General features: G+C 67.8%; 13 protein-coding genes. 7 read left to right on the top strand and 6 right to left on the bottom strand.

What is annotated here, in order from left to right:
* Positions 1 to 66: 66 nt before the first annotated feature.
* Positions 67 to 927 (top strand): cytochrome c oxidase subunit 3, encoded by an 861-nt coding sequence (locus ACW4E8_RS03695; RefSeq protein WP_456803271.1) that lies wholly within the window; start codon positions 67 to 69, stop codon positions 925 to 927.
* 128 nt (positions 928 to 1055) lie between these two features.
* Here ACW4E8_RS03695 and ACW4E8_RS03690 read toward each other — a convergent pair whose 3' ends face one another.
* The gene (locus tag ACW4E8_RS03690) at positions 1056 to 1265 is read right to left on the bottom strand and encodes a twin transmembrane helix small protein (RefSeq protein ID WP_456803270.1); all 210 of its coding nucleotides are present in this window, start codon (positions 1263 to 1265) and stop codon (positions 1056 to 1058) included.
* Positions 1266 to 1340: 75 nt separating this feature from the next.
* Here ACW4E8_RS03690 and ACW4E8_RS03685 point away from each other — a divergent pair, with 75 nt between their 5' ends.
* The 5 genes from ACW4E8_RS03685 to ACW4E8_RS03665 all read left to right on the top strand — a co-directional run bounded on the left by ACW4E8_RS03685 (position 1341) and on the right by ACW4E8_RS03665 (position 5625).
* Entirely contained in the window at positions 1341 to 2108 is a 768-nt protein-coding gene (locus ACW4E8_RS03685) for an SURF1 family protein (RefSeq protein WP_456803269.1), read from the top strand.
* Positions 2109 to 2161: 53 nt separating this feature from the next.
* Positions 2162 to 2812, top strand: a complete 651-nt coding sequence (locus ACW4E8_RS03680) for an SCO family protein (RefSeq protein WP_114132178.1) — start codon at positions 2162 to 2164, stop codon at positions 2810 to 2812.
* A 10-nt stretch (positions 2813 to 2822) separates the two neighbouring features.
* A complete protein-coding gene (locus ACW4E8_RS03675; protein ID WP_456803268.1) occupies positions 2823 to 3935 on the top strand; it encodes a COX15/CtaA family protein in 1113 nt (370 codons plus the stop codon).
* Positions 3932 to 4876, top strand: coding sequence for a heme o synthase (gene cyoE / locus ACW4E8_RS03670; RefSeq protein ID WP_013955446.1), 945 nt, complete (start codon positions 3932 to 3934; stop codon positions 4874 to 4876). The genes ACW4E8_RS03675 and cyoE overlap by 4 nt, the downstream gene beginning before the upstream one ends.
* A 128-nt stretch (positions 4877 to 5004) precedes the next feature.
* Entirely contained in the window at positions 5005 to 5625 is a 621-nt protein-coding gene (locus ACW4E8_RS03665; protein WP_456803267.1) for an SCO family protein, read from the top strand.
* 107 nt (positions 5626 to 5732) lie between these two features.
* Here the strand turns inward: ACW4E8_RS03665 and rpoH are convergent, their stop codons facing one another.
* A complete protein-coding gene (gene rpoH, locus ACW4E8_RS03660) occupies positions 5733 to 6659 on the bottom strand; it encodes an RNA polymerase sigma factor RpoH (RefSeq protein WP_456803266.1) in 927 nt (308 codons plus the stop codon).
* A 340-nt stretch (positions 6660 to 6999) separates the two neighbouring features.
* On the opposite strand from rpoH, the gene ACW4E8_RS03655 reads away from it, so the two are divergent.
* Positions 7000 to 7875: a pirin family protein gene (locus ACW4E8_RS03655; protein ID WP_456803265.1), complete on the top strand. Its 876-nt coding sequence runs from the start codon at positions 7000 to 7002 to the stop codon at positions 7873 to 7875.
* A gap of 19 nt (positions 7876 to 7894) precedes the next feature.
* Here ACW4E8_RS03655 and ybiB read toward each other — a convergent pair whose 3' ends face one another.
* The 4 genes from ybiB to ACW4E8_RS03635 all read right to left on the bottom strand — a co-directional run bounded on the left by ybiB (position 7895) and on the right by ACW4E8_RS03635 (position 12072).
* On the bottom strand, positions 7895 to 8887 hold the full coding sequence (ybiB, locus tag ACW4E8_RS03650) for a DNA-binding protein YbiB (protein ID WP_456803264.1): 993 nt from the start codon (positions 8885 to 8887) through the stop codon (positions 7895 to 7897).
* Between the two features lie 95 nt (positions 8888 to 8982).
* On the bottom strand, positions 8983 to 9786 hold the full coding sequence (locus ACW4E8_RS03645) for an ABC transporter ATP-binding protein (protein WP_456803263.1): 804 nt from the start codon (positions 9784 to 9786) through the stop codon (positions 8983 to 8985).
* 18 nt (positions 9787 to 9804) lie between these two features.
* Entirely contained in the window at positions 9805 to 10710 is a 906-nt protein-coding gene (ntrB, locus tag ACW4E8_RS03640; RefSeq protein WP_456803262.1) for a nitrate ABC transporter permease, read from the bottom strand.
* A gap of 51 nt (positions 10711 to 10761) precedes the next feature.
* Complete coding sequence (locus ACW4E8_RS03635) at positions 10762 to 12072, bottom strand: CmpA/NrtA family ABC transporter substrate-binding protein (protein WP_456803261.1); 1311 nt, start codon at positions 12070 to 12072, stop codon at positions 10762 to 10764.
* Positions 12073 to 12151: the final 79 nt, after the last annotated feature.

Here is a 12151-nt window from a genome sequence, read left to right as displayed (position 1 = left end):
CGGCCCGCAGTGCCAAAGCGCGGATCACGAATACTGAATCAAAGACTCTGAGCTGGAGATAAAAGAATGAGTGCGAATCGCGCAAACGCTCCGTACTACTTCGTACCGGGCCCGTCGCGCCACCCGATCACGGCAAGCTTCGGCCTGCTGCTGACGGGCGCGGGCGCCGCCGGTTGGGTAAACGGGCAGCCCTGGGCGCCGTACGTGTGCGGCTTCGGCCTGCTGTGGTTCCTGTTCGTGCTCAAGAGCTGGTTTGGCGACGCCATCAGCGAGTCCGAGGGCGGCCTGTATGGCAAGAACATCGACCTGTCGTTCCGCTGGTCGATGGGCTGGTTCATCTTCTCGGAGGTGATGTTCTTCGCGGCCTTCTTCGGCGCGCTGTTCTATGCCCGCACCATCGCCATGCCTTGGCTGGGCGACCTGAACAACAAGATCCTGTGGCCCGACTTTGCCGCGGTATGGCCCAACACCGGCCCGGCAGGCGTGGTGGAAAGCTTCCAGACCATGGGTCCGTGGCCGATCCCGACCATCAACACTGCGCTGCTGCTGATGTCCGGCCTGACGCTGACCTGGGCGCACCACGCGCTGCTGGCCGGCAAGCGCAGCCAGCTGATCCAGGGCATGGTGCTGACCATCCTGCTGGGCGCGATCTTCATGTGCCTGCAGGTGTACGAGTACATGCACGCTTACTCGGAACTGAACCTGAAGCTGACCTCGGGCATCTACGGCTCGACCTTCTTCCTGCTGACCGGTTTCCACGGCTTCCACGTCACCATGGGCGCGATCATGCTGGCCGTGGTGCTGGTCCGCGTGCTGAAGGGCCACTTCACGCCTGACCACCACTTTGCGTTCGAAGGCGCTGCCTGGTACTGGCACTTTGTTGACGTGGTGTGGCTGTTCCTCTACGTCGTGGTGTACTGGCTGTAAATCCGGCTGCCGTACCCGCCGGCGCCCCCCCGGGGGCCGTCGGCGCCAACGCAAAAGAGAAACGCCGCAGGAGGTTGTCCAGCCTGCGGCGTTTGTCTTTTGCGAGCCTGGTGCCCGCGTCCTGGCGTTCAGGGCGCCATGCGGATGCCCGTGCTGTGGATCCAGCCCATCCAGTTCGAGAACAGGATGAACAGGAACAGCGCCACCGAGAACCCGACTCGCAGCATCAGCGAGCGCATCATGTTGGGCGTCGTGCCGCGGTCGCGCATCATGAAGAACAGGGCGGAGGCCAGGCTGGCGATGATCAGGATGAAGGCAACGAGGATGACAAAGCGCATGGCGGGGCAGGTCGGGGCAAAGAGCGACGGGAAGACCCATTATCGCACCGGCCCGCGTTGTGGTCCCGCCTGGCGATGACAGTGCGCCGCTTCTTCAGCCCGCTGCCGCTGGCCGCCGCGCTGGTGGTGATCGCCGTGACCTGCGTGCTGGGCAACTGGCAGCTCAACCGCGCGCACGAGAAGGAGGCGCGCGCGGCGCGGCTGCAGGCGCTGTCGGCGCAGCCGCCGGTGGTGCTGGGCACCGCCCCGCTGCCGCAAGTTGTGACCGACCGCACGGTCCGCGTGACCGGGCGCTTTGACACGGCCCGCACCGTATTGCTGGATAATCGCCCCCACGGCAATGTCAGCAGCCCCGGGGATAGCCGCGCCGGCTTCCTGGTGCTGACACCGCTGCGGATTTCAGCCGCCTCGCCGGCGCCCGCGGGTGCCGCCGGCGCCATGCAGGCGGTGCTGGTGCTGCGCGGCTGGCTGCCGCGCGATGCCCAGGACCGCACCCGGATTGCGCCGTTCCCCACGCCCGAGGGCGAGGTAACGATCGAAGGCACGGCACTGGCGGCCGTGCCGCGGGTCTATAGCCTGGGCCAGGACGCCGCCGGCAGCAAGATCCGCCAGAACCTGGACATCGCTGCCTATGCGGCCGAAACCGGCCTGGCGCTGCACCCGCTGGTGCTGGAGCAGCGCAGCGACACCGGCGACGGCCTGGCGCGCGACTGGGCCCCGGCCGACCTGGGCGCGGACCGGCACTACGGCTATGCCTTCCAGTGGTTCGGGCTGGCCGCGCTGACGGTGGTGCTGGTGGTCGTGCTGGGCTGGCGCCGCGCGCGCCGGGTGGCCGCACCGTAACTCGAATGAACCGGGCGCATGCGCTCGCCGAAGACAAAGGACAGACGTACTCCATGGCACAGCAAGACTCCGCCCCGGCCGCCGCGGCCTCGCCGCCGGATACCCGCATCGATGCGCGCACGCGCCGCGGCCGCCTGCAGATGCTGATGCTGTTGCTGGTGTGCGCGTCGCCGGTGATCGCCTCTTACTTCACCTACTACGTCATCAAGCCGCGCGGCGGCGCCACCAACTACGGCGCGCTGGTCGACCCGCAGCGGCCGATGCCGCCGGTGCGCGTCACCGACGAGCAGGGCCGGGCCGTGCCGCTGGAGCAGTTCCGCGGCAAGTGGCTGCTGGTGACCGCCGATCCGTCCGCCTGCGACGAGGCCTGCGCGAAGAAGCTCTTCACCATCCGCCAGATTCGCGCCGGGCAGGGCCAGGACCGCGAACGCATCGTGCCGGTGTGGCTGGTGACCGACGACGGCAAGATCGACGAGCGCCTGACCGCTGCCTACAACGAGCCCTACGCCGGTGTGCGCTTCCTGCGCATCGACCGCCAGGCCGCGCAGCAATGGCTGCCGGCCGAGCCCGGCAAGCGCGCCGAGGACACGCTGTTCCTGGTCGACCCGCTGGGCAACCTGATGATGCGTTTCCCGCAGGATCCGGACCCCAAGAAGTTGAGCGGCGACCTGAAGAAGCTGCTCAAGGTCTCGCGCATCGGCTAAAGGGGACGGCATGCTGCTGCAACTGGCCATCATCGGCATCCTGATCGCGCTGTTCCCGCTGTCCTACGTGCTGGTGAAAGGGGACCGCAACAAGTACCGCAAGCTCGCCTGGATCACGGCGTTCCTGACGCTGGACCTGATCATGTTCGGCAGCTTCACGCGCCTGACCGACTCCGGCCTGGGCTGCCCGGACTGGCCCGGCTGCTACGGGCACTCCAACCCGCACGCCGCGATGGAGCCGATCCGCGCGGCCGAGACCGCGCTGCCCAGCGGCCCGGTGACGCTGGCCAAGGCGTGGATCGAGATGATCCACCGCTACTTCGCCATGGCGGTCGGGGTGCTGATCATCACGCTGATGGTGCTGGCATGGGTCAAGCGGCGCGAGCTGAAGCAGTCGCCGTGGTTCGCCACCGGGGTGCTGCTGCTGGTGTGCGTGCAGGGCGCGTTCGGCGCCTTCACCGTGACCCTGAAGCTGCAGCCCGTCATCGTGGTCACGCACCTGATGCTGGGCATGGCCCTGCTGGCCGTGCTGATCCAGCTGGGCTCGCGCAACGATCCGCCGCACCCGGTCGCGGCGCAGGCGGCGCGGCTGCGCTGGCCGGTGCGCATCGGCCTGCTGCTGCTGGTGATCCAGATCTTCCTGGGGGGCTGGGTCAGCACCAACTACGCGGTGCTGGCCTGTACCGACTTCCCGCTGTGCAACGGCCAGCTGGTGCCCGAGATGGATTTCCGCCACGGCTTCACGCTGTGGCGCCAGCTGGGCATGACCGCCGACGGCGACTTCATCCCGCACGTGGCGCTGGTGGCGATCCACTGGGTCCACCGCGGCTTTGCCTTTGTCGTGCTGGGCTACCTGGCGTGGCTCGGCCTGCGCGCGCGCCGGCTTGAAGGGCTGGAGCGCGCGGCCGGCTGGCTGCTGGGCACGCTGGTACTTCAACTGGCCACCGGGATGTCCAATATCGTGTTCGACTGGCCGCTGGTGGCCGCGGTTGCGCACAACGGCGGCGCGGCGCTGCTCCTGCTGCTGCTGGTCCGCCTCCACTACAATACAGGGCTTGCAGGGCTCACGATGCGGGCCGCCGGCGCCCCCGCTGCCGTGCCGAACGCCGCCCGCGCCACATGAAAGACAAGACCCCTTCCGTGGTTACCGCTACCCACCCCCATTCGCTGGGCAAGTTGAGCCGGATACGGCACCTTGCCCGACAATATGCCGCCCTGACCAAGCCGCGCGTGACGCAGCTGGCCGTGTTCTGCGCCATCATCGGCATGTTCCTGGCCACGCCCGGCATGGTGCCGTGGCGCGTGCTGATCGGCGGCGCCGCCGGCATCTGGCTGCTGGCCGGCGCGGCCTTTGCCATCAATTGCCTGGTCGAGCAGAAGATCGACGCGCTGATGCGCCGCACCGCATGGCGCCCGTCGGCCACCGGCGAGATCACCACGCCGCAGACCCTGGTGTTCTCCGCCATCCTGGGCGGCGCCGGCATGTGGCTGCTGCACGTCTACGCCAACGACCTGACGATGTGGCTGACCTTTGCCACCTTCCTCGGCTACGCGGTGGTCTACACCATCCTGCTCAAGCCGGCCACGCCGCAGAACATCGTGATCGGCGGGCTGTCCGGGGCGATGCCGCCGGCGCTGGGCTGGGCCGCGGTGGCGGGCGAGGTGCCGGCCGAAGCCTGGTTCCTGGTGCTGATCATCTTCACCTGGACCCCGCCGCACTTCTGGGCCCTGGCGCTGTACCGCCGCGCCGACTACGCCAAGTCCGGCCTGCCGATGCTGCCGGTCACGCACGGCGAGCGCTACACGCTGCTGCATATCCTGCTGTACACGCTGATCATGATCGCCGCGACGCTGCTGCCCTTTGTCTACGGCATGAGCGGCTATATCTACCTGGCGGCCGCGCTGGCGCTGGGCGCGGGTTTTCTGGCCTACGCCTGGAAGATGTACCGCAACTATTCAGACGAGCTGGCGCAGCGCACCTTCCGCTTCTCGATCCTGTACCTGTCGCTGCTGTTCGCCGCGCTGCTGGTCGATCACTATTTCAAGTTCGTGCCGCAGGTCTGACCTGTGGTCCACCGGCTGCGGCATCTTGTCGCGGCCGGCGCAGCGTGGCGGCACGATCGGCGATACTGCGTGATGTCGCCGCCCTCCGGTGCCGCTGTTTCCTCCCACCCCTGACCGGTTTCCGCCGCATGCCCCGCCTAAGCCCCGCCTCCGGCCTGTTCGCCGCCTTCCGCCGCTTTTCCCTGCTGGCAGCGCTTGCGCTGGCCGTGGCTGCCTGCGGGCAGCAGAAGGCCTCGTTCCGCAATGTCGACATCACCGGCGCGGCGGACTTCGGCAAGGACTTCTCGCTGACCGACCATCACGGCAAGGTGCGCACCATCGCCGACTTCAAGGGCAAGGCGGTGGTGATGTTCTTCGGCTACACCCACTGCCCGGACGTGTGCCCGACAACGATGGCCGAACTGAAGGCGGTGATGGAGAAACTGGGCCCGGACGCCGACCGCGTGCAGGTGCTGTTCGTCACGGTGGACCCGGAACGCGACACGCAGGCGCTGCTGGCCCAGTACGTGCCGGCCTTCGATGCGCGCTTCGTGGGGCTGCGCCCGGCCGACGAAGCCGCACTGCAGAAGGTGACCAAGGACTTCAAGGTGTTCTACGCCAAGGTGCCGGGCAGCTCCCCGAACAACTACACGGTGGACCACTCCGCGGGCAGCTATGTGTTCGACCCGGAGGGCAAGCTGCGGCTGTTCATCCGCCACGGCCAGGGTCCGGATCCGATCGCGCACGACCTGAAACAGCTGCTGTCGTGACGTGAAAGGGAGGGAAGGGGTGCGGCATAACGTCGCACTCGCCCTCTCGCGGGCAACAAAAAGGCCGGTCCAGTGGACCGGCCTTTTGCATGGCTGGGGGGGGCGGATCAGGCGAACGCCTGCAGCGCCCCCTTCATCTTCTTCATGGCCGCGGCCTCGATCTGGCGGATGCGCTCGGCCGAGACGCCGAACTCGTCAGCCAGTTCATGCAGCGTGGCGCCGCCCGAGCCGTCGTCCTCGACGTGCAGCCAGCGCGCCTCGATGATGCGGCGGCTGCGTTCGTCCAGCTTGCCCAGCGCCTCTTCCAGGCCCTCGACCTGCATGCGGTCATGGCGCTTGGCTTCCAGCACGCGGGTGGGCTCGTTGTGGTTGTCCGCCAGGTAGGCGATGGGGGCGAATTCCTCTTCGCCGTCGTCGATCTGGCCTTCCAGCGCCAGGTCGCCGCCCGACAGGCGGGTTTCCATCTCCATCACTTCTTCGGGCTTGACGTTCAGCTCGCGCGCCACGGCCTCGACCTGCTCCGGCGTGAACGTGTGCGCGCCCTGCTTGTGGCTGCGCAGGTTGAAGAACAGCTTGCGCTGGGCCTTGGTGGTGGCCACCTTGACCATGCGCCAGTTCTTCAGCACGTATTCGTGGATCTCGGCCTTGATCCAGTGCATCGCGTACGACACCAGGCGCACGCCTTGGTCGGGGTCGAAGCGCTTCACGGCCTTCATCAGGCCGATATTGCCTTCCTGGATCAGGTCGGCGTGCGGCAGGCCGTAGCCCAGGTACTGGCGGGCGATCGACACCACCAGGCGCAGGTGGGACATCACCATCTGGCGGGCAGCATCAACGGAATCGTGGTCGCGGAGCTCGCGCGCCAGGCGCTGCTCTTCCTCCGCGGTCAACAGCGGAATCCGGTGGATAGCCTGGATATAGCTGTCGAGGTTGCCAACGGTGGCCGGGAAGGTCAGCGCAAAGCTGCCCGTGCTCCGGGGTGCCGTCGGCAGACGGTTATTCAGGGTTTGGTCGGCAGACAAGACTGCGTTCACTCAATGGCTCCTTTCGCATCCGGCGGTTCTGTTGCCGGGGTGCCGCGCCTTTGGGGGCGGTGGCACTGCAACACATATTAGCACTCAGGCCGGGTGAGTGCTAATTGGAGCCCCGATGGCCGTGATAGTTCCCCTCGATTGCTCTTGCCGATGGCATAGCTATTTTCCACTTCGAGCGGCGAGAACGATACCCACGGTTCGGCGCACTGGATATTAGAGCGGTGCGGGGCACGGGGGTTCTGCCCGCTGCTGCAATGATTTGTTGCAGCAGCGGCTACACTCGACCAAGCTGCGGCGCGCTGGCATTCTTGCGAGCCTCTCTTATTCCACCGGAGGAGTTATGTCTGCTATCGAACACTTGCTCAAGCCGCATGTGCGCGACCTGGGCGATTTCACCGTGCGCCGGCTGCTGCCCGCCGCGGCGACCCAGACCGTCGGGCCGTTTATCTTCTTCGACCATATGGGGCCGGTGCAGCTGCCGCCGGGCGCCGGCGCTGACGTGCGCCCGCATCCACATATCGGGCTGGCCACGGTCACCTACCTGTTCGAGGGCGAGATCATCCACCGCGACAGCCTGGGCAGCGACCAGGCGATCCGCCCGGGCGACGTCAACTGGATGACCGCCGGGCGCGGCATCGTGCACTCGGAACGCTCGCCCGAGCATGTGCGCCCCGCCGGGGCCCGCCTGCACGGCATCCAGACCTGGGTGGCACTGCCGCAGGAGCATGAGGGTGCCGAGCCGTCGTTCTTCCACCATCCCGCCGCCACGCTGCCGCAGATCGAGCGGCCGGGCGTGCGCATGGTGGTGATTGCGGGCGATGCCTTTGGCCAGATCTCTCCGGTCAAGGTCTTCAGCCGCACCCTGTATGTGGCGATTGAGCTGGATGCGGGCGCGAGCGTGGAGATCCCGGCCGATCATGCCGAGCGGGGCATCTATCCGGTGGATGGCGCGGTGGCGCTCGACGGCGAGCCGCTGCCGGCCGAGCATATGGTGGTGCTCACGCCGGGCCAGCCCGCGACGCTGACGGCCACGGCGCCGTCGCGCGTGATGCTGCTGGGTGGCGACCCGACCGACGGGCACCGCTTTATCTACTGGAATTTCGTTGCCAGCAGCAAGGTGGCGATCGAAGCCGCCGCCCAGCGCTGGGAGGACGATCAGTTCCCGCACGTGCCGGGCGAGACCGAGCGCATCCCACTGCCCCCGCGCAAGCCCTGACAGCGGTCCCGGGGCTGGCTCAGACCGGGCTGGCCCAGGTCACGTGGGTGCCTTGCCGCAGGCATTCGCAGATGGCCTCGACCTGGATCGCGATCGGTGCCGGCACCGGCGCCGCGCCGTCCAGCACGCGCCGGACCCAGGCCACGGTCTGGCCGGCGTCGCTGCCGGGCGGCAGTTCAGGCACTTCGGCCAGCGAACCCACGGCCGGATCGACCAGCGTCTGCTGGTGCCCCTCATGCAGCCAGTCGATGCGGCTGGTGCGGCGCGCATCGGCCACCACTTCGCCCTCGGTGCCGCGTGCCAGCAGCACGTTGGCGGGCTCATGCGAGAAGTAGTCGGTCAGCGTCTCGCGGTATTCGGGGTGGGTGTAGCTGTACAGGCGCAACCCTTCCGCGGGCGAATGCTCGCCCACTGGCTGCAGCATCTTGGCCACCGTATGCGACGAATTGCGCAGGCCGATCACGGTGCGCCGCTCCAGCAGCTGCGACAGCCCGGGCGACAGCACATCCACCGGCAGCACCGCCAGCGGCCCGAGGTCGCTGCCCTCGCGCAGCCGTGCCGAGGCCTCGTCGGTAGTCGCGCACAAGGGCACGCCCAGCGCCTCGAACAGCGTCATGCTGGTCACGCGGCCATTGAACAGGCGCGTGCCGTGCACCAGCACGGGGACATCTTCGCGCGCCAGCAGCAGTGCCAGCAGCGGCACCAGGTTGGGTTGCTTGCGCGCGCCGTTGTAGCTGGGGATCACCACCACCTGCCGGTCAGGCGGCGCCGGCAGCGGCTGGCAGTGCGCATGGGCGGCTTCCAGCATGCCGGCCAGTTCGTGCGGGGCCTCGCCCTTGATGCGGTAGGCCATCAGGATGGCGCCAAGCTCCAGGTCCGAGACGCGCCCGGCCAGCATGGCGTCAAACAGGGCCTGTGCGTCTTCGCGCGGCAGCGCCCGGGCGCCGTTGACGCCGCGGCCGATCTCCTTGATATAGCGGGCAGCAGGGAAGGACGTGGCTGGCGTGGTCATGGCGGCGTGGGGGTTGTCTGTTCTGGGTTCATGATAGCGGAGCCAGGCCGCCGCGCCCACCGCCGCCGGTCACCGCGCATCGCCTCCTGAGGAGACTACGCGGCTTCCTGCAGCGCCGGGTTGCGTTGCTTGCGGTAGAGGAAGTCCAGCACCGCGGTGCGGCAGGCGTGATAGGCCTTGTCATCGGCCAGCGCGACGCGGTCGCGCGGGCGCGGCAGGGCCACCTTCAGGATCTCGCCGATGGTCGCGGCCGGGCCGTTGGTCATCATCACGATGCGGTCGGCCAGCAGCACGGCCTCGTCGACGTCGTGGGTCACCATCACCACCGTGCTGCGCGTGCGCGCGACGATCTTGATCAGCTCGTCCTGCAGGTGCGCGCGCGTGAGCGCATCGAGGGCGCCGAAGGGCTCGTCCATCAGCAGCACCTTGGGCGCCATCGCCAGCGCGCGGGCAATGCCCACGCGCTGCTTCATGCCGCCGGAGATTTCATGCGGGTACTTGTTCTCGGCGTGCGTCAGGCCCACCAGCGCCAGCGTGTCGTGCGTGCGCGCCTTGAGCTGCGGCTTGCTCTCGCTGGCGGCGAAGACGCGCTCCACGCCCAGGTAGACGTTCTCGAAGCACGTCAGCCACGGCAGCAGCGAATGGTTCTGGAACACCACCGCGCGCTCCGGCCCCGGCCCGGCGATCTCGCGTCCGGCGCAGATCAGCGCGCCGGTGGTGGGCGTGGCCAGTCCCGCGACCAGGTTCAGCAGCGTGGACTTGCCGCAGCCGGAATGGCCGATCAGCGTGATGAACTCGCCCTCGGCGATATGCAGGTTGATATCGCGCAGGGCGACGAACGGGCCCTTGCGGGTCTTGAAGGTCTGGCCGACGTTTTCGATGCTGACGAACTTGTCCATGGCGATTCTCCCCGCGTATCAGTTGGTGCCGTAGCTGAAGCGCCGGGCCAGCGCCAGCAGCGCGTGCTCCAGCAGCAGCCCGATGATGCCGATCACGAAGATCGCGATCACGATGTGCTCGACCTTCAGGTTGTTCCATTCGTCCCACAGCCAGAAGCCGATGCCGGTGCCGCCGGTCAGCATCTCGGCCGCGACGATCACCAGCCACGCGGTGCCGATCGACAGCCGCACGCCGGTCAGCATGTAGGGCAGCACCGCGGGGAACAGCACCCGCGTGAACACCTTCCATTCCGACAGGTCCAGCACGCGCGCCACGTTCAGGTAGTCCTGCGGCACGCGCGTGACGCCCACCGCGGTGTTGATCACCATCGGCCAGATCGAGCAGATAAAGATCGCCCAGATCGCGGCCGGGTTGGCGGCCTTGAACAGCAGCAGGCCGATCGGCAGCCACGCCAGCGGCGAGACCGGGCGCAGCAGGCTGATCACCGGCGCGGTCATCGCGTTCAGGAAGGCAAAGCGCCCGATCAGGAAGCCGGCCGGGATGCCGACCAGCGCGGCCAGGCCGAAGCCCGCCGCGACGCGCGCCAGCGATGCCAGCACGTTCCAGCCGATGCCCTGGTCATTGGGCCCGTTGCGGTAGAACGGGTCGGCAAACAGCGGCACCGCGGCGTTCCATGTGGCCTGCGGCGTGGGGATGGCCGGGATCATCGTGGCGATGCCGTGCCAGGCCAGCACGAACAGGGCAAAGCCCAGTGCCGGCGGCACAGCCTTGAGCACCAGCGCGGCGACCGCCTCGCGGCGTTGGGCGCGCCGGGCCTGCGCGGCGATTTCCTGCTCGCGCCGGCGCGCCCGCTCCTTGATGTCGGGGTCGGCGGGGGTGGCTATGGTTGCACCATCGGGTGTGGGGTGGGCAATGGCATTCACGTCTGGCTCCTTTCGTCAGGGGCACTGCGGATCAGTGGGGGAAGGCTTGCGTCAGGCCTTGATCTTGAAACCGTCGGCGTAGGCCTTGGGGTCCTTGCCGTCCCAGACCACGCCGTCGATCAGCTTGGCGCTGCGCATGTCGCTCTTGGGCAGCGGCACCTGGGCGGCGGCGGCGGCCTGCTTGTAGACGTCGATGCGGTTGACCTGCCTGGCCACGGCGAGATAGTCCGGATGTTCCTTCAGCAGGCCCCAGCGCTTGTGCTGCGTCAGGAACCACATGCCGTCGGACAGGTATGGGTAGTTGGCGCTGCCGTCCTGGTAGAACTTCATCGCGTCGGGGTCGTCCCAGGTCTTGCCCAGGCCGTTGTTGTAGCGGCCCAGCATGCGGTCCAGGATGATGTCCATGTCGGTGTTGACGTAGGACTTGGCGGCGATGGTCTCGGCGGTCTTGCGGCGGTTGGAGGCCGACGCATCGATGAACTTCGATGCCTCCAGCACCGCGGCCACCATCGCGCGCGCGGTGTTGGGGTACTTCTGCACGAACTCCGCGGTGGTGCCCAGGGTCTTCTCCGGATGGCTCTTCCAGATGGCCTGCGTGGTCTCGGCGGTAAAGCCGATCTTGTCGGCGATGGCGCGCGCGCCCCAGGGCTCGCCCACGCAGAAGCCGTCCATATTGCCCACGCGCATATTGGCCACCATCTGCGGCGGCGGCACCGTGATCGCCTTGGCGTCCTGCATCGGGTTGATGCCGTTGGCCGCCAGCCAGTAGTACAGCCACATCGCATGCGTGCCGGTGGGGAAGGTCTGGGCGAAGGTGTAGTCGCGCTTCTCCTTCATCATCAGCGCCTTCAGGCTGGCGCCGTCCTTGACGCCTTTCTCGGCGAGCTTGGACGACAGCGTGATGGCCTGGCCGTTGTGGTTCAGGTTCATCAGCACGGCCATGTCCTTTTTCGGGCCGCCGATGCCCAGCTGCACGCCGTAGATCAGGCCGTACAGCACGTGCGCCGCGTCCAGCTCGCCGTTGACCAGCTTGTCGCGCACGCCGGCCCAGGAGGCTTCCTTGGTCGGCGTGATCTTGATGCCGTATTTCTTGTCCAGCCCGAGCGTGGCGGCCATCACCACCGAGGCGCAGTCGGTCAGCGGGATAAAGCCGATGCGCACGTCGGTCTTCTCCGGCGCGTCCGAGCCCGCTGCCCACGCACCGGCGCGCACCAGCGGATCGATCAGCGTCATCACGCTGGCGCCGGCGATGGTGGCCAGCGCGCGGCGGCGGCCGCTGCTGGCCGGGACGGCGTCGGCAGCCGCGTCGGAAACGTGGACGGCTGCGTGCAGCGGCTTGGCAATCTTGAGGCGAGAGGGCATTGCATGGCTCCAAGAAAAAAGGCGTCCCCTCCGCGACCGGCTTCGCCAGAAGACCGGTGCGGCGCAGGGACGCCGTTGT

The organism is Cupriavidus sp. CP313 (assembly GCF_054072015.1).
This window is presented reverse-complemented; position numbering and strand designations above follow the sequence as displayed.

Excerpts from the sequence above, each read along its gene's own strand:
- ACW4E8_RS03695 (WP_456803271.1), top strand. The coding sequence starts at position 67 with ATGAGTGCGAATCGCGCAAACGCTCCGTACTACTTCGTACCGGGCCCG.
- ACW4E8_RS03690 (WP_456803270.1), bottom strand. The coding sequence starts at position 1,265 with ATGCGCTTTGTCATCCTCGTTGCCTTCATCCTGATCATCGCCAGCCTG.
- ACW4E8_RS03685 (WP_456803269.1), top strand. The coding sequence starts at position 1,341 with ATGACAGTGCGCCGCTTCTTCAGCCCGCTGCCGCTGGCCGCCGCGCTG.
- ACW4E8_RS03680 (WP_114132178.1), top strand. The coding sequence starts at position 2,162 with ATGGCACAGCAAGACTCCGCCCCGGCCGCCGCGGCCTCGCCGCCGGAT.
- ACW4E8_RS03675 (WP_456803268.1), top strand. The coding sequence starts at position 2,823 with ATGCTGCTGCAACTGGCCATCATCGGCATCCTGATCGCGCTGTTCCCG.
- cyoE (WP_013955446.1), top strand. The coding sequence starts at position 3,932 with ATGAAAGACAAGACCCCTTCCGTGGTTACCGCTACCCACCCCCATTCG.
- ACW4E8_RS03665 (WP_456803267.1), top strand. The coding sequence starts at position 5,005 with ATGCCCCGCCTAAGCCCCGCCTCCGGCCTGTTCGCCGCCTTCCGCCGC.
- ACW4E8_RS03655 (WP_456803265.1), top strand. The coding sequence starts at position 7,000 with ATGTCTGCTATCGAACACTTGCTCAAGCCGCATGTGCGCGACCTGGGC.
- ybiB (WP_456803264.1), bottom strand. The coding sequence starts at position 8,887 with ATGACCACGCCAGCCACGTCCTTCCCTGCTGCCCGCTATATCAAGGAG.
- ACW4E8_RS03645 (WP_456803263.1), bottom strand. The coding sequence starts at position 9,786 with ATGGACAAGTTCGTCAGCATCGAAAACGTCGGCCAGACCTTCAAGACC.
- ACW4E8_RS03635 (WP_456803261.1), bottom strand. The coding sequence starts at position 12,072 with ATGCCCTCTCGCCTCAAGATTGCCAAGCCGCTGCACGCAGCCGTCCAC.